The following is a 15,866-nucleotide window of genomic DNA, read 5'->3' on the forward strand; positions in this document are numbered from 1 at the left end:
TGAATGCCGTTAACTGATGCGCTGCCCATTGCTAAGCTGAATCAGCGCATATGGCACCCTAATGCGGTGCTGTTGAGTTTAAGCCTAGTGATGTTGGCGGTTATCTGGCTGTTAAACCCAGTCAGTGTTGCTCCCAACCGAATTGTACCAGGTACCTCTTACCACCTATTAGACGCGGTGGGGTGGTTTGGGGCGCTACTCATCTCATTATTGATAAGTGCGCTGGCTGCATTGGCGCTGCTTCCAACGCGGGCTAACTACCGGGCAATGTTGGCACTAGTAATTGTCATGCTGTTACTTATGCCGTTTGGCCTGATGGTCGCTAGTCATTGGTTAGTAGACCCTGAACTCCCTCAAGCGCGTTTAAGCATTGGCGCCGCTTCCTGGTCGCTGTTGTTTATACTGTTACTCTGCCTGGTAGAGCTACGTCTTCGGCTGGGTTTGTCTCGACTTGCGACCACGCTGTTATTGAGCTGCGTGGGTGTTGTGTGGTGGTTGAGTGCTTCGTTGTGGCTGCAGAATATGGCGCTGGTGCAGGAATTTCAGGCCCGTGAGCAGCAGTTTTGGCGCGCCACGCTTCAACATATTCATTTAGTTAGCACGGCGGTGGGGGTGAGCGTTGTGGCAGGCTTGCTGTTAGCAATGCTAATGCGACGCTATGCCAAGCTACAAAAAATTGCTTTTTCTCTGCTGAATTTTTTACAAACCATTCCCAGTATCGCGCTATTTGGCCTGCTACTGGCACCTCTGGCATGGGTAGCGGCTAACCTTCCATTTTTGGCAAAGCTCGGGGTGAGTGGAATTGGGACCACGCCCGCGTTAATCGCGCTGATCGCATACAGTTTATTGCCTATGGTGCGTAATACTTACATCGCGCTGGAAGAGGTAAGTAGTGACACCTTGGAAGCGGCTAAAGCGATGGGAATGCGCAGCAGCCAACGCTTTTGGCAGGTACGCTTTCCTTTGGCCTTGCCGGTGCTGTTGGAGGGCGTACGTATTACCACTGTCCAAGCGATAGGCTTAACCGCAGTAGCGGCATTGATTGGTGCAGGAGGGCTGGGCACCTTTATTTTTCAGGGACTAGGCCAGGCTGCGATGGATATGGTGCTACTTGGTGCTCTCCCTATTTTATTACTAGCGTTGGTCGTTGACGCTGGCTTAGGGGCGTTGGCCGACGCGCTGCGTCCCGGAGGACATGAATGATAGAGCTTTCCCATGTATCAAAACACTTTGGTGAAGAAGCCGCCGTTGATGATATATCGCTGCGTGTTGCCAAGGGAAAGTTCTGTGCGTTGGTCGGTACCTCTGGCTGTGGTAAGTCCACCACCCTACGTATGATTAACCGCCTTATCGAACATAGCGCAGGCGACATCCTGCTTGACGGTCAGGCTATCCAGAGTTACGACCCCGTAAAGCTTCGCCGACGTATTGGTTATGTCATCCAAAGTACCGGACTTTTCCCCCATTGGACGGTCGCGCGTAATATTGGTTTGGTACCCAGGCTTTTGAAGTGGCCGCGTGACGAGGTCACCGCGCGAGTAGAAGAACTCATGGGAATGCTGGGTCTGCCGATAGAAGAGTTTGCCCATAAATATCCTCATCAGCTGTCGGGAGGCCAGGCTCAGCGTGTGGGCGTTGCCCGGGCGTTAGCCGCCAATCCTGATATTCTATTAATGGATGAGCCGTTTGGCGCCCTTGATCCTATCACCCGTGAAAAACTTCAGGATGAAATGGTCAAGCTTCAGGCTCGCCTGCATAAAACAGTGGTGTTCGTGACCCACGATATGGATGAGGCCCTAAAGCTTGCCGATCATTTAGTGGTGATGCGCAACGGACGAATTGTCCAACAGGGAACGCCGCTGGCGCTATTGCAGCACCCGGAAGACCCTTTCGTCGATTCGCTGCTAGGGGGGCTTGAGCGGGGCCTGAAACAGGCAGCACTGACCCGAGTGAAAGATCACATGACCTCTCTTGGGCAAAGCCTACCGGCTCAGTCGCGGGTGCCTGCTGAGTACTCTCTCCGTCAGGCGCTTTCCATGATGCTGCGCGACCATTGTGACCGGCTTACGGTGGTAGACCAGCAAGATATGCCGATCGGAGAGCTCTCGTTGCGAAAAATTGTTAAAGAAGCGCAGCTAGATAAGGTTAGTGCACGCGATGTTTACTAGTCGGCGTATTGAGCCTTCATCAAACGCTCACCATGGGTGGGTGTTACCCCTTATTTGGGGCGTGCTGTTAGTTGCTGCTGTGTTAGTTATGCCCTATCTGGAGAGCGTATTCCGCTGGTTGGAGCCTGATGCACGCCAGGTCATATATCGCCGGGCTGAGTTTTCTAATCTATTAGGTCGCCACTTATTGGTGGTGGGGGTCGCAGCGGTGGTCACGGTCTTAGTGGGGGTGCTGGCAGGAATTGCGGTCACCCGCAAACGTGGGCAAGATTTTTTACCGCTAGTTGGGCAGTTAGCTTCCATCGGGCAGACGTTTCCGCCTGTGGCTGTATTGGCGCTAGCGGTTCCTACGCTGGGCTTTGGTACGCTGCCTATTATCGTCGCGCTGATGCTTTATGGGCTGCTGCCTATTGTGCGTAATACCTTGGCGGGTCTCCAGGGGGTAAGCGCTGATATCAAACAGGCAGCGCTTGCCATGGGCATGACTCCCTGGCAAGTATTGCATCGCGTTGAGCTGCCCTTAGCAGCACCCGTGATACTGGCGGGTGTTCGAACATCGGTAACGATTAACATCGCAACCGCTGCCTTAGGCGCGACGGTGGGTGCCAGTAACTTAGGTGACCCCATTATTGCCGGCATTGTGAATGGCAATATGGCCTATGTGGTGCAGGGGGCCTTGCTCATAGCACTGCTAGCGTTGACAGTGGACAGCCTCTTCGATGCTTACCAACAAACCCTACGTTCCCGCCTTTCTGCGTCTTAAGTTGTATCCCCTAAAGTAGCCTACTGAGTTACTGTCCTTGTGTTGCGTTGATCGCTGTCAGATAAATCCACTGGCATAAAAGGTCAGCACCGACAACACTGCCCTCAAAAGGGGCAAAACAAGGATAATAATGATGACACAGTACGTACATCAGCCGCTCTTCTTGACCGGTGACGAGTTTACAATTGACACCTTTAGTTTGCTCGACCCAGAGGGCGAGCTTTATGAAGGTGCCAGTGAGCCAGCCCTTGAGCGTGACCACGCGAGACGGCTCTATCAAGCGATGCTAGCAACCCGCATTCTTGATGAACGCATGCTAGCCGCTCAGCGCCAGGGGCGGCTTAGTTTCTACATGCAGTGCACGGGTGAGGAGGCAGCCGTCGTCGGGGCAACTGCCGCACTTAACGACGCTGATATGATCATGGCGCAATATCGTGAGCAGGGCGCTTTGATGTACCGCGGCTTCTCCATTGACGAGTTCATGAACCAGCTCTTTGGTAACGAGCTGGATTATGGAAAGGGTCGGCAAATGCCGATCCACTATGGCTCGCGCAAGCTGCACTACATGACGATTTCCTCCCCCCTTGCTACGCAAATTCCTCAGGCGACTGGCTATGCTTACGGCCAAAAACTGGCGGGGGATGGCCACTGCACGCTGACCTTCTTTGGCGAAGGCGCCGCCTCTGAAGGGGATTTTCACGCCGCACTCAATATGGCCTCGGTGCATCAAGTGCCAGTGATTTTCTTCTGCCGTAACAACGGCTATGCCATTTCGACGCCTTCTACGGAACAGTTCGCCGCCGATGGAATTGCGCCGCGGGCATTCGGCTACCACATGCATGTTATTCGTGTGGACGGTAATGATGCACTAGCGGTGTTTGAAGCGACTACCCAGGCCCGTAAAATTGCCGTAGAGAAAAACCAGCCTGTGTTGATTGAGGCAATGTCCTATCGGCTTGCGGCTCACTCTTCCTCTGATGACCCTTCCGGCTATCGCTCGAAGGACGAAGAAGAGATATGGAGAGCGAAAGACCCACTGCTGCGCCTGCAAAAGTGGCTCGTTAAAAAGGGCTGGTGGAGTGAAGAAGAGGAGGCTGCCCAGCAAGAGAGCCTGCGAAGAGAGGTGCTCGACATCCTGAAACGAGCTGAAAAACGCCCGCCGCCGCCGCTGGACTCATTGATTAGCGATGTCTACGCCGATGTCACCCCCGCGCTACAACGTCAGCTAGACCAGCTCAAGCGTCATATTCGTCGCTACCCAGACGCGTACCCGAAAGGTGCCAAGTCTCTTGACCTGGATGTTGATACGGCCACTGATTCCCAGGGGGATGCGTAAAATGCCCACTATGAATATGTTACAAGCGATTAATAACGCCCTTGATATCGCCATGGCCGAAGATGAAAAAGTGATCTGCTTTGGTGAAGACGTCGGGGTATTTGGTGGGGTTTTTCGTGCCACCAGCCATTTACAGGAGAAATATGGCAAAGCTCGCTGTTTCAACACGCCGCTGGTGGAGCAGGGAATCATCGGCTTTGCTAACGGCTTAGCCGCACAAGGCTCGGTGCCCGTTGCGGAAATTCAGTTTGCCGATTATATCTTTCCTGCGTTTGACCAAATTGTTAATGAAACAGCCAAGTTCCGATATCGGTCGGGAGATTTGTTTAACGTAGGCGGTTTAACCATCCGCACGCCCTACGGCGGCGGTATTTCAGGCGGTCTCTATCACTCGCAATCTCCAGAAGCGTACTTCACGCATACGCCAGGCCTGAAAGTGGTGGTGCCCCGCAACCCCTATCAAGCTAAAGGGTTGTTGTTGGCGGCTATTCGCGACCCAGACCCCGTGCTTTTTCTTGAGCCTAAGCGACTCTACCGTGCAGCGGTAGGCGACGTGCCGGAAGAGGATTACCAACTGCCGATAGGTGAAGCTGAGATTATCAAAGAGGGCAGTGACATCACGCTAGTGGGCTGGGGCGCGCAGATGGAAGTTATTGGTAAAGCTGCAGAGCTTGCCGAAGAGCAAGGTATTTCCTGTGAGGTTATTGACCTAAGATCCCTGCTGCCGTGGGACGAAGATACGGTGGCGGAGTCAGTGCTCAAAACCGGACGCTTGATTGTTAGCCACGAGGCCCCCTTAACCGGCGGCTTTGCTGGAGAAATTGCTGCGACCATTCAAGAGCGTTGTTTTCTCTATCTGGAATCGCCCATTTCACGGGTGACTGGGCTGGATACGCCATTCCCGCTAGTGCTGGAAAAAGAGTATCTGCCCGACCATCTGAAAATTTTTGAAGCGATTCGCGAAAGCGTTAACTTTTAGCGCCAGGGAGAAAAATAATGAGCGATTTTATGCTGCCGGATATCGGTGAAGGCATTGTTGAGTGCGAAGTCGTTGAATGGCGCGTTGCTGAAGGCGATCGAATTGAAGAAGACCAGCCAATTGTTGAGGTAATGACCGACAAAGCGCTGGTAGAGATTACTGCACCAGAGCCAGGCATCGTCACTAAGCTCTACGTACCCCAGGGCCAAGTGGCCAAGGTGCATGCGCCACTGTATGCCTATCAGTTAGAAAGTGAGGTAACGGGAGGGACAGGGCAAAGCAGCGATGCTGATACAGCGGAAGCGCCCAAAGCAGCTGCGCAAGCGCATTCGGCGCCTAAATCCACGGAATCAACGTCGTCACATGCTGCACCGAGCAGTTCCATGGGTAAAACCACCATGGGAAAAGTACCCGCTAGCCCCGCGGTTCGTCGTTTGGTACGGGAACATGAGCTGCAGTTAAACGACATTTCGGGCAGCGGTAAAGATGGCCGGGTATTAAAAGAGGATGTGCTGGCGCACCTTGACCAAACGGCGCTAGTGCCAGCATCTGCAAACCAAGTGAGTGGCCAGCCTTCGGTGCGAAGCGAACCACAGACGCCTAGGGTTGAGCCGCTGCGTGGCGTGCGAGCGGTGATGGCTAAGCGAATGGTTGAGTCTGCAAGCACCATTCCGCACTTTCACTACGGCGAAGAGATTGACGTTACCGAGCTGCTAGCCCTGCGCGAGCGCTTAAAGCCACAAGTAGAGGCCCTGGGCGAACGCTTGACGCTGATGCCTTTCTTTATGAAAGCGATGGCGCTTGCCGTTGACCAAGCACCGATCGTTAATGCCCAGCTTAATGCCGCAGGTGACGAGCTTCACTACTATGCCCAGTGCAATATCGGTATGGCAGTAGATAGTAAAGCGGGCTTACTGGTGCCTAATGTCAAAGGCGTTGAGCAACTGACGCTGCTGGATATAGCCCGTGAAGTAGGGCGGCTAACCACCTCCGCGAGAGAAGGCCGCGTAGATCAGGCAGACCTAAAAGGCGGCACCATCAGCATTTCCAATATCGGGGCGCTGGGTGGGACCTATGCAGCGCCGATTATTAATGCCCCTGAAGCGGCTATTGTGGCCATTGGCAAAACCCAGTGGCTGCCGCGCTTTGATGAGCATAGTGCGGTGCAACGTCGGGCGATTATGACGATCACCTGGGCAGGAGACCACCGCTTTATTGATGGTGGCACCATCGCGCGTTTCTGTAACGCTTGGAAAGGTTTTTTAGAAGCGCCGGAAACCATGCTGCTGCACTTGGGTTAGGTGCACGTTAACCCATGACTCAGGCACCGCTTCAGCAGTTTTATATACCTGAAGAGCAGTCGGTATATCTGCTAAGCCACCATGATGCCCGTAAGCTCAAAGACTGGGTGGCGCTGTGCCAAACACAGCTCACCCAGCTTGGCTACACGGGAATTGAGCTGATCGGCAAAGGTGCCTATGGGTTCGTATTTGCGGGCAGTGCGCTTGAGCAAGGTGTACCTGCCCACTACGTTTTCAAGTTTTCGCGTATTACCCTACCCGCGCATCTGCAAGAACGCCTCGAAGAAGAGGCGTTTATGCTCGATCAAGTGGCCCACCCGCTGATTCCTAAACTAGTGGCCTACCAGCGTGCGAGAGGCCAATCAATCCTGGTGATGGAGCGTGCGCCAGGCTGGAACCTGGAGCAGGTCTCGCTCAAAGAGGGGAAGCTTTCTCCCCGCTTAATTATCCGCATTGCCGTTCAACTGGCAGATATTCTGACAACGCTTCGCCGTGAAGCAGGCCCCAATGCCCGCCCCGTCGTGCACGGTGACATCAAGCCTTCTAATTTGGTGTTTAACCCCTCAACTGAGCAGGTCGCGCTGATTGACTGGGGCTCCTCTGTGTTTGCGCAACTGGATGAAAAGCTGCAGTTTGTAGGCGCGAATGTGATGGAGCTGATGTCGGATAACTTGCAGCAAACGAACGCCCGCTTAGGGGATGTCTACTTTATAGGGGAGGAGCAGCTTAACGGGGCACTCTCGTCGCCGCGCTTTGACGAGCAGGGCGTGGCGGGCACGCTTTATGCGCTCGCCTCAGCACAATCCTGCCGTTTTGGGCATCGTGCCATCCCTGCAAGCTCACTGGGGCTGCCAATGGAGTTTGCCCGCACCTTAGACGGTATGCTGGACCCTGACCCGCAAATGCGTCGGCGTGCTGGGGACTATTTTTTAAGCGCCATGCCACGACTAGCCCAAGGGGTGATGATTGACCTACCCGTTACACCACAAACACCGCTTGTGCCGGTATGGGGGCGTCCCGCGCGACAAGAAATAGACACAGTGGTGTATAGCTCGCGCAAAGCCTTTCTACGTGAAGCGAACGCGGAAGAAACGCTTAACGACGTTAATGATGTGCAGCTGGACCGCTATTACAAGCAGTTTATGCAGGGCATGGGAGAGACCGAAAAGGCTTTTCTGGCCTCGGTGAGCCGTTTGGGAAAATACCCTGTGGTGGGCGGCCTAGCAGTGCGTTGGGAGCGGGAAGGTGTCTATATCGATTCGTCACTTAATCTGCACGACCCGGCGCTAAAACCTGCCTTTATCGAAGCGGTTAATAACATGGTGCATTTGGCCCGTGCTATTCATCGTCAGGGAATTTTCAAAAGCTGCCTGTTTAATGCCCGCCAAACGCTGCACTTAGAACGCGACAGTGTGCAGGCGTCGTTTCATTGTGAGCCGGGCATGGTGATTAGCTATGAACTCAGCGCGGCGCCTGAAATGGAAGACCGCACTCGTCAGCATAGTTACTTTGAAGATGGTCCTGATCCAGAAGAGCTTCTTGCGCTTCCCAGCAGCATCATTCAGATATTAAAGCGGCTTAATGAGATTCATCATACGGGGATGATTATCTTCGAAGCACTGCCTAAGCATCTTAAAATCCACAGCTATTATCGGTTACTTGATCCTAGCCGCGAGCAAGAGTTTTGCAGCTTGCTGGCGCGTATGCTGGACTCCGTTAGCCAGATCGAGGGGCTTGGGGTGTCTGGGTTTATGAAAATGCCCTATAAAGATACGCGGTTTTTCACCCACCTTGAGCGTCAGCCCGAGCACTACTACCCTAAAGACCCTCGGTCGTTCCTAAGAAAGCACTCATAAATGGCTTATAAACTGCGGGCCTGATCCTCCAGCCATGTCGCCAACTGCTCGTTGAGCACATCGCTTGCTTGGCCAAAAGCATCAACTACGTCAGGAATTTCAGCACTGCTTGCCTGGGTGCGAGTTGAGAAACTGTTGGCCACTATTGGCTGACGATCTTGAGTACCTACCAGTTGTACGTCTAGCTGAATCTTAACGCTGGGCGGGGTGGTGTCGTACTCGCTTTGAAAGTGGCGTAGCTCGCTAAGTAGTAATAGATCATGAGGCAGGCGGTCGCTGCCTACGCTATTAAACAGCTGGCGTTGCTGTAAACCAGTAATCAGCCGAGCTTGTAGCATAGCCGGTGCATCTTCATGCCATCTAGAGCCTTCGTATACATTAACCACATTGCGCTCTGGATACACCACAATGCGGTTACTGCTTAGCAAGTGGCCAGCTTCAGGGGTCGCTATACCCAGCCGTATAGGGAGTGCTGAGGAGGTTGCTTCTGGCGTAGCAGAGGGCGTAGAAGCGGGCAGCCGATAGAACGTGGCGGGTTCGCTTTCCGGCAGTATTGAGCAACCGCCAAAGGTTAGCAATAAAGTCGCCAACATGACGACTGTAAGCGGGGAACGAAGGCTCATGGGCGGAACTCCTCTACCTGATCACGACCCAGGAAAAAATCTCTGGGGCTCTCTTCAAGTTGACGGGTAATGCGGTCTAACGAATTAAGCATAGAGCGCAGCGCAGAAAGGGCGGGGGCGATATCCCGCGTACCCTGTAGCGTGCTCTCAACGGCACCCGCATTGTCATTTACCAACTGCTCAATACGCTGAGCGACACTAGCGACATCACGGCTGGCGACAGCCGCGCTCTCCATCACTAGCTTTCCATCCTGTCTCAGTAGCTGCGTAGCTTCCTGACTAAGCGCGTCAATGCTGCCAAGGGTAGAGGTGGCTTGGCGTGACACGTTACCAAACAGCGCCATATTTTCTTCAAGCGCTGCCTGTTGGGAAGCTATCATGTCAGTGATTTGGGCAATGTTAGTGAGGATATTGCCCGCTTGTTCCCGGTTACCATCGTCGAACAGCTCGTTGACGTTTCGAAGAATGGAATTGATGTTCTCAATCATCTCTTCGCCCTCGTCAAAGAGCGTAGCGATAGGCGAAGCATCCGCCTGAATGAATGGCGCGTCATCACTGGTTTGGTCGGTCAGGCGTGGGCTTTCCGGACTGCCACCGTGTAGCTGAACTGACATACTGCCCGTGATATTAGCAAATGCCAGCTTCGCGCGGGTATCCAGTTTGACGGGGGTATCCTCGTACACGCGAATCGCTGCAATGACTTGGCGCGGGTCTCTTGGGTTTAATTCTAAGCCGGTCACATTCCCTACTTCGATACCGTTATATTGCACTCTGCTGCCAACGGAAAGGCCACTGACGCTGCGCTCAAATAAAATTTGATAAGGTTGGTAGTCTCGTTCGCCTGCTGCATGGCTCATCCATAGTGCAAACAGCAGCGCGCCAACCCCTGTTAGTAGCGTGAAGAGTCCAATCAGTATGTGATGGGCACGCGTCTCCATATGCGTTCTCCTGTGGTTGATGAGCGTCTATTGTTGATGAGCGTGTTGTGCCGCTCTGCCCCTGGGGCCTTGGAAATAATCTTGTATCCACTCATCGTCGTACGATGCGACGCGCGCAAGCGTGTCAGCTACAAGCACCTTTTTTTGCGAAATAACCGCTACCCGGTCACAGGCCGCGTATAACGTATCCAGGTCATGGGTCACCAGAAAAACGCTGAAGCCCAGCGCATCGCGCAGGGTAACCAGCAGTTCATCAAAAGCTGCCGCACCAATAGGGTCAAGGCCCGCCGTTGGCTCATCGAGAAAGAGAATGTCTGGGTCTAGCGCAAGGGCACGGGCCAGCGCTGCGCGTTTTATCATCCCGCCCGAAAGCGACTCAGGAAATTGCAGTGCGGTATTAGGTGAAAGCCCCACCAGCGACAGCTTGATTCGTGCCAAATACTCTGCTTCTTCTCTTGAAAGCTTTGCGTGCTCAATGAGCGGTAACGCAATGTTCTCCTGCAAGTTTAGCGAGCTAAACAGGGCGCCGCGCTGAAACAACACGCCAAAGCGCCGCTCTACTTGACTACGCTGCTCTTCGTTGAGGTCATTTAAGCGCGTACCTAACACTTCAATAATGCCGTCATTAGGTCGCTTTAAGCCAACAATACTCCGTAGTAGAACTGACTTCCCTGTTCCCGAACCGCCCACTACCCCCAGGATTTCACCGCGCTCAAGGGTGAAGTCCAGGTCTTCATGAACAACATGGTCGCCAAAGCGATTCACCAACCCTCGGACTTTAATTACCGGCTGATTGGATTGTTGTGTAGGTTTATCTGACGCCATCACCAGCCCATCTCCATAAAGAACAGCGCAGCCAGGGCATCCAGCAAAATCACCATAAAAATCGATTGCACGACGCTTGAGGTAGTATGTTCACCCACTGATTGCGCGCTGCCGCTAACCTTAAAGCCTTCCAGGCAGCCGATTACAGCAATCACAAACGCAAATACAGGTGCCTTGCTCAGCCCTACTAAAAAGTGCGTTACCGAGACATCCTTTTGTAACGTGTTCATGAATTGAGTAAGGGGTATATCCAGTGAGAGCGTTGCCACTACAGCGCCACCTAACAGCCCGCAGAGCATGCCAACAAAGGCCAGTAGCGGTAGGCTGATCAGCATCGCCATGACCCGGGGAAGTACCAACAGCTCAATAGGATCAAGGCCTTGTGCTTGAAGGGCATCAATTTCTTCATTGGATTTCATAGCGCCCAACTGCGCAGTAAATGCGCTTGCGGTGCGGCCAGCGAGCAAAATAGCGGCAAGTAGAACGCCAAATTCGCGTAGAAAAGAGAAGGCGACCAAATCGATGGTGTAGACGGTGGCGCCAAACTCCGCGAGCACCGTGGCGCCCAGGAAAGCGACCACGGCTCCCACCATGAAGGTTAAAAGAGCGACAATGGGCACCGCATTCAAGCCACTTTGCTGAATATGGGCAATCATGGCGGTGAAACGCCAGCGGCTTGGGCGCAGTAGTAAAGAGAAAAAAGTGGCAAGTACCAAGCCAATAAAGGCTAGCAGTTGGCGCTGTTGAGACCACAGCCCAATCACTTGCTGACCGGTGGTAGCCAGCGCATCAGTTATTCGCTGTTGTTTACGGGGTTGGATATCCAGAGGCGCTTCCATTGCTTCGGCAATGCGCACCAGCAACGCCTGTTGCTCTTTCGGTAAGTCACCAGCCCACTCGGGCACTTGCTTGGCCTTTTCAACGCCGATCATTTCAACAATCAACGCCGCACCTGCGGTATCCAGGCGTTCAATACCGTTTAGCATGACATGAGTATGTGAAGATAGCTGACGCTGTTGGCTAAGCGCGCGCTTTAGGGTATGAAAATTGCCAAGCGTCCACTCACCGTGAAGCGATAGCTTCCCGCTCTCGTTGGTTATCCACTCGTCTGGCATCCCTGCTCCTCATCGACATCCACGGTAACGTGATGGCCTTATGATGCAATCAAACGAGTGTTAGTTAAAGAAAAGTTATGAACTACTTTAACGTGAAACACGATATCGCGGTGCTAGCTCCTGCTTAATATTGGCGGCTACTTCTTTTAAGCGAGGCCCTAAATTGTTAACTAAGCGATCATGGTCTAGGCGTAGACTGGAACCGCCACAGTTAATCGCCATTACTTCTGCGCCATCCTCTAGGATAAGCGGCATAGCTACTGCGCTTATATCGCGCTGCCACTCTTGCTCAGAAAGGCAAAAGCCGTATTGAGCATAATCCTTGAAGCTCTGCTGAATGCCCGCCTCATAGCGTGGCCACTCACTGCCATACACCTCAGCCAGCTCTTGAAGCACCTGCTGGCGCCTTTCGTCAGACAAACCGCATAGCCAGGCGCGGCCGATCGCTGAGGTGGCAATAGGCAACCGCGAGCCAGCATCCAAGCGGATAATGAGAGGGCCATGACCATGACAGGTTTCCAGATAAACCATATCATTGCGGTCGGCACCCCCCAGGCTCACATTGCAGTCAGTGGCATCGGCAAACTTCTGCAGATGCGGTCGGGCAATTTCACGAATGCCCATATTGGCAAGAAAGCGATACCCCAGCGCCAATACACCTGGGCCGAGCCGATATTTCTCCAAATGAGTGTTGTGCTGCAAATAGCCAAGCTGTGTAAGGGTATAGGTTAACCGTGACACCGTGGGACGAGGGATATGCGTCCGGTTCGAGAGTTCGGCATTGCCTAAATACTCTTCACCCGCGCCAAAAGCACGCAGCAGCTCTAGCCCGCGTGCTAATGCGGTTACGAAGTTACGATCTTTTTCGGGCAGTTGTGAATCATCACCAGTGGTGTCAACGGGTTGCATTAAGAGTCCCAACTAAATGGCTTATTTAAGGGCAATTATCGCATATCTACTTAGCAACGGCTTATACGTGCATCAACGAAATATGCTGCCAGTATGGCTAGCTCAGCGCTCCAGCCGTTCAATAACCGTTGCGATACCCTGGCCCACACCAATACACATAGTAACCAGCGCATAGCGGCCATTAGTGGCTTCAAGCTGGCGCAGCGCGGTAAGTGCTAAGCGCGCCCCAGAAGCTCCCAGCGGATGGCCGATAGCAATAGCGCCGCCGTTTGCGTTCAAGCGTGAGTCATCGGCAGAAAGCCCCAACTGTTGAACGCAGCCAAGCACTTGCACGGCAAACGCTTCGTTAATTTCGATAACGTCCATCTGCTCAAGGGTGAGCCCTGCACGAGCAAGCGCTTTTTGTGACGCAGGCACTGGCCCTAAACCCATCACCCGAGGGGCTACACCGGCAACGGCGCTGGCAACAATTCGTGCACGGGGTGTTATACCGACGCGCTCTCCGGCGGCCTGCGTACCGACAATCAAAGCGGCAGCGCCATCATTCAGGCCTGAGGCATTCCCGGCGGTGACCACGCCGCCTTCAAATAGCGCGCCTAGCTTGGCAAGCTTATCTTCGGTGCTCTGGGGGCGCGGATGCTCGTCTTTATCAACCAATAGTGGCGGCAGCTTGCGCCCTTGGGGTACCTCAACGCCCATCATTTCGCCGTCATAGAAGCCGTCTGAGAGCGCTTTTGCATAGCGCGCCTGGGAGCGGGCGGCAAAGGCGTCGCTAGCATCGCGACTGATACTCAAGTCATGAGCGATGTTATCAGCGGTTTCCGGCATGCTGTGGCTGCCAAACGCGTTGGCAATATGAGGGTTAGGGAAGCGCGAGCCGATCACTGTGTCATACATTGGCTGATTGCGAGCAAAGGGGGAGTCCGCCTTTCCCAGCACGTAAGGCGCGCGAGACATGGACTCTACACCGCCCGCTAAAAACAGCTCGCCTTCGCCCAGCCGTGCCGCCCGGGCTGCATCCATCATTGCCGCAAGGCCGCTACCGCAAAGGCGGTTCACCGTTTGGGCGGCCACTTCGATAGGCAAGCCGGCTAACAGCCCCCCATGGCGCGCTACGTTTCGTGAATCTTCGCCTGCCTGGTTGGTACAGCCTGCCAGCACTTCTTCATAGCTCTCTAGGGCGAAAGGATTACGGGCCACCAGTGCTTTGAGAGTGAGGCCGAGTAACTCATCTGGCCGAATCGCCGCCAAGCTACCGCCATGGCGACCAAAAGGGGTACGTAAACCGTCGTAAATATAGGCGTGTTGCATAGTAGAGCTCCTTGTTATTTGGATGTGCGTTACACAGTGGTTAACGATAGTTGCAGTGCGGCGCGACGGCGTAACCACGGGCTAGGGCGATACCGAGGGTCGCCGGTGGCATCAAGCAGGTTGGTCAGTATCGTCATGATGCGCGTGGCGCCGTAATGGTCGCCCATGCGCAATGGGCCGAAGGGGTAGCCCAAGCCAAGCTCAACTGCCCGGTCGATAGTGGTAGGTTCGGCGACGCCTTGTTGAGCAATGTCCGCCCCTACGTTGACGATGCAGGCAATAATGCGCTGCAGAACAAAGCCATTACTATCCTGCAAGGTGCTTACCGGTGTGCCATCGTGATTGAACAGGCTGCACGCTGACTGAAGGTAGGCGGTGCCGGTCACCGGCGTGGCCATTAGGCTTCGGCGTTTATCTAGTCCGGCGAGCATATCCACGGCGACGCACTGTTTAGCGTCTAGCCCCTGGCGTAGCGCACAGCTGGTGGCATCTTCTCCAAACGGGGTAAGCAGGCACAGTGCTTGGCCAGAGGGAGTCGCTTCTGTTTCTAACGGCCAGCCGGCAGTGGTTACCAACGCTGCGAGTGCGTCAGCGCTTTCGGGGTCGTCCTGACTGATCCATACCGGGCAAGGGGATACAGACTTAATATCGGGTGCTTCCGGCATTTGCTGCTTGCCATCCACATAGCGATAAAAGCCTTCACCGGTTTTGCGGCCCAGCAAGCCCGCGGCCAAACGTTGCCGAGTTAAGGGGGAGGGACGAAAGCGTGCCTCCTCATAATATTGGTGGTAAACCGACTCCATCACCGCGTGAGAGACATCCAGCCCGGTAAGGTCGAGTAGCGTAAAGGGGCCCATTTTGAAACCGCCCTGGTCGACCATAATGCGGTCAATGGTGGCCGGGTCTGTTACGCTTTCGCCTAAAATGCGCAGGGCCTCGGTACCGAAGGCGCGACCGGCATGATTGACCAGAAACCCAGGGGTATCAGTTGCCTGGGCTGTGAAATGGCCCATGGCTTTACCGAGCGCGTTGACCTGCTGAGTTACGTCGTCTGATGTGCGAAGACCGGGGATGACCTCGGCAATTTTCATTAGCGGGACGGGGTTAAAGAAGTGAAAACCAATGACGCGTTCGGGATGCTGGCAGGCGGCGGCAATGGCCGTGACTGAGAGCGAAGAAGTATTGGTCGCCAATACCGCCTGTTGGCTGACAATCGCTTCTAAATCGCTAAATAACCCCTGCTTGGCCTCCAGCTTTTCAACAATGGCTTCCACCACGATATCGCAAGGGGCGAGGGCGTCGAGCGCGTTTGCTTCGAGTAGCCGCTCGCTATAGTGCTGGGCCTGTTCTGGGGTAATTCGCTGCTTCTCAGCGCTTCGCTGCCATAAGCCATTAATAAAGTGCTTAGCCTCTTTCACAGCCCCCTCTTTTACATCGAAAAGCATAACGTTTAGACCTGCCTGAGCCGCCAGCTGAGCGATGCCACGCCCCATAGCGCCGGTACCGACAATGCCAAGCGTGGTAAAAGAGCACGTCGTTGATTCGCTAGACATACGCTAAATCCTCTCTTGAGTGAGTTCTTGTTATAGAATTTTTAATAGCCAAGTTTTGCAATGCAGAATGGTGTTTCAATTATTGACTGCCATCCTAGGCTATGCAAAAGTGCCTGACAAGCTGAGTGAACACTAATTTCGCTATGCAAAATAGATGGCGCACTCTTTGACGTAAGCCACTCAGCAAGC

At 53.9% G+C, this 15,866-nt stretch carries 14 protein-coding genes; 7 read left to right on the top strand and 7 right to left on the bottom strand.

Going from position 1 to position 15,866, the window contains the following annotated elements:
- Positions 1-3: 3 nt before the first annotated feature.
- From P8S54_RS01625 to P8S54_RS01655, 7 genes are all read left to right on the top strand, one after another.
- A complete protein-coding gene (locus P8S54_RS01625; RefSeq protein WP_281442946.1) occupies positions 4-1,203 on the top strand; it encodes an ABC transporter permease in 1,200 nt (399 codons plus the stop codon).
- Complete coding sequence (locus P8S54_RS01630) at positions 1,200-2,168, top strand: ABC transporter ATP-binding protein (RefSeq protein ID WP_281442947.1); 969 nt, start codon at positions 1,200-1,202, stop codon at positions 2,166-2,168. Before P8S54_RS01625 ends, P8S54_RS01630 begins: the two co-directional genes overlap by 4 nt.
- The gene (locus P8S54_RS01635; RefSeq protein WP_281442948.1) at positions 2,158-2,931 is read left to right on the top strand and encodes an ABC transporter permease; all 774 of its coding nucleotides are present in this window, start codon (positions 2,158-2,160) and stop codon (positions 2,929-2,931) included. Before P8S54_RS01630 ends, P8S54_RS01635 begins: the two co-directional genes overlap by 11 nt.
- A 133-nt stretch (positions 2,932-3,064) precedes the next feature.
- On the top strand, positions 3,065-4,267 hold the full coding sequence (locus P8S54_RS01640) for a thiamine pyrophosphate-dependent dehydrogenase E1 component subunit alpha (RefSeq protein ID WP_281444053.1): 1,203 nt from the start codon (positions 3,065-3,067) through the stop codon (positions 4,265-4,267).
- Between the two features lies 1 nt (position 4,268).
- Positions 4,269-5,246, top strand: a complete 978-nt coding sequence (locus P8S54_RS01645; protein WP_281442949.1) for a transketolase C-terminal domain-containing protein — start codon at positions 4,269-4,271, stop codon at positions 5,244-5,246.
- A gap of 17 nt (positions 5,247-5,263) precedes the next feature.
- The gene (locus P8S54_RS01650; RefSeq protein WP_281442950.1) at positions 5,264-6,547 is read left to right on the top strand and encodes a 2-oxo acid dehydrogenase subunit E2; all 1,284 of its coding nucleotides are present in this window, start codon (positions 5,264-5,266) and stop codon (positions 6,545-6,547) included.
- Between the two features lie 14 nt (positions 6,548-6,561).
- Positions 6,562-8,403 (top strand): protein kinase, encoded by a 1,842-nt coding sequence (locus P8S54_RS01655; RefSeq protein ID WP_281442951.1) that lies wholly within the window; start codon positions 6,562-6,564, stop codon positions 8,401-8,403.
- 5 nt (positions 8,404-8,408) lie between these two features.
- Here the strand turns inward: P8S54_RS01655 and P8S54_RS01660 are convergent, their stop codons facing one another.
- From P8S54_RS01660 to P8S54_RS01690, 7 genes are all read right to left on the bottom strand, one after another.
- The gene (locus tag P8S54_RS01660; RefSeq protein WP_281442952.1) at positions 8,409-9,026 is read right to left on the bottom strand and encodes an ABC-type transport auxiliary lipoprotein family protein; all 618 of its coding nucleotides are present in this window, start codon (positions 9,024-9,026) and stop codon (positions 8,409-8,411) included.
- Positions 9,023-9,964, bottom strand: a complete 942-nt coding sequence (locus tag P8S54_RS01665; protein ID WP_281442953.1) for an MlaD family protein — start codon at positions 9,962-9,964, stop codon at positions 9,023-9,025. Before P8S54_RS01665 ends, P8S54_RS01660 begins: the two co-directional genes overlap by 4 nt.
- A 27-nt stretch (positions 9,965-9,991) precedes the next feature.
- Entirely contained in the window at positions 9,992-10,789 is a 798-nt protein-coding gene (locus P8S54_RS01670; protein ID WP_281442954.1) for an ATP-binding cassette domain-containing protein, read from the bottom strand.
- Positions 10,789-11,904, bottom strand: coding sequence for an ABC transporter permease (locus P8S54_RS01675; RefSeq protein WP_281442955.1), 1,116 nt, complete (start codon positions 11,902-11,904; stop codon positions 10,789-10,791). The genes P8S54_RS01670 and P8S54_RS01675 overlap by 1 nt, the downstream gene beginning before the upstream one ends.
- Positions 11,905-11,991: 87 nt before the next feature.
- Positions 11,992-12,813, bottom strand: coding sequence for an IclR family transcriptional regulator (locus tag P8S54_RS01680; protein WP_281442956.1), 822 nt, complete (start codon positions 12,811-12,813; stop codon positions 11,992-11,994).
- A 102-nt stretch (positions 12,814-12,915) separates the two neighbouring features.
- Positions 12,916-14,124, bottom strand: coding sequence for a 3-oxoadipyl-CoA thiolase (locus P8S54_RS01685; RefSeq protein ID WP_281442957.1), 1,209 nt, complete (start codon positions 14,122-14,124; stop codon positions 12,916-12,918).
- Between the two features lie 29 nt (positions 14,125-14,153).
- Positions 14,154-15,677, bottom strand: coding sequence for a 3-hydroxyacyl-CoA dehydrogenase (locus P8S54_RS01690; RefSeq protein WP_281442958.1), 1,524 nt, complete (start codon positions 15,675-15,677; stop codon positions 14,154-14,156).
- Between the last annotated feature and the right edge of the window lie 189 nt (positions 15,678-15,866).

The sequence above is a fragment of the Halomonas sp. M1 genome (assembly GCF_029581375.1).
Lineage (GTDB): Bacteria > Pseudomonadota > Gammaproteobacteria > Pseudomonadales > Halomonadaceae > Vreelandella.

Bases quoted from the DNA above. Each gene is read 5' to 3' on its own strand.
- P8S54_RS01640 (WP_281444053.1), top strand. From the start codon at position 3,065: ATGACACAGTACGTACATCAGCCGCTCTTCTTGACCGGTGACGAGTTT.
- P8S54_RS01675 (WP_281442955.1), bottom strand. From the start codon at position 11,904: ATGCCAGACGAGTGGATAACCAACGAGAGCGGGAAGCTATCGCTTCAC.
- P8S54_RS01670 (WP_281442954.1), bottom strand. From the start codon at position 10,789: ATGGCGTCAGATAAACCTACACAACAATCCAATCAGCCGGTAATTAAA.
- P8S54_RS01660 (WP_281442952.1), bottom strand. From the start codon at position 9,026: ATGAGCCTTCGTTCCCCGCTTACAGTCGTCATGTTGGCGACTTTATTG.
- P8S54_RS01680 (WP_281442956.1), bottom strand. From the start codon at position 12,813: ATGCAACCCGTTGACACCACTGGTGATGATTCACAACTGCCCGAAAAA.
- P8S54_RS01630 (WP_281442947.1), top strand. From the start codon at position 1,200: ATGATAGAGCTTTCCCATGTATCAAAACACTTTGGTGAAGAAGCCGCC.
- P8S54_RS01625 (WP_281442946.1), top strand. From the start codon at position 4: ATGCCGTTAACTGATGCGCTGCCCATTGCTAAGCTGAATCAGCGCATA.
- P8S54_RS01665 (WP_281442953.1), bottom strand. From the start codon at position 9,964: ATGGAGACGCGTGCCCATCACATACTGATTGGACTCTTCACGCTACTA.
- P8S54_RS01655 (WP_281442951.1), top strand. From the start codon at position 6,562: ATGACTCAGGCACCGCTTCAGCAGTTTTATATACCTGAAGAGCAGTCG.
- P8S54_RS01635 (WP_281442948.1), top strand. From the start codon at position 2,158: ATGTTTACTAGTCGGCGTATTGAGCCTTCATCAAACGCTCACCATGGG.
- P8S54_RS01645 (WP_281442949.1), top strand. From the start codon at position 4,269: ATGCCCACTATGAATATGTTACAAGCGATTAATAACGCCCTTGATATC.
- P8S54_RS01690 (WP_281442958.1), bottom strand. From the start codon at position 15,677: ATGTCTAGCGAATCAACGACGTGCTCTTTTACCACGCTTGGCATTGTC.
- P8S54_RS01650 (WP_281442950.1), top strand. From the start codon at position 5,264: ATGAGCGATTTTATGCTGCCGGATATCGGTGAAGGCATTGTTGAGTGC.
- P8S54_RS01685 (WP_281442957.1), bottom strand. From the start codon at position 14,124: ATGCAACACGCCTATATTTACGACGGTTTACGTACCCCTTTTGGTCGC.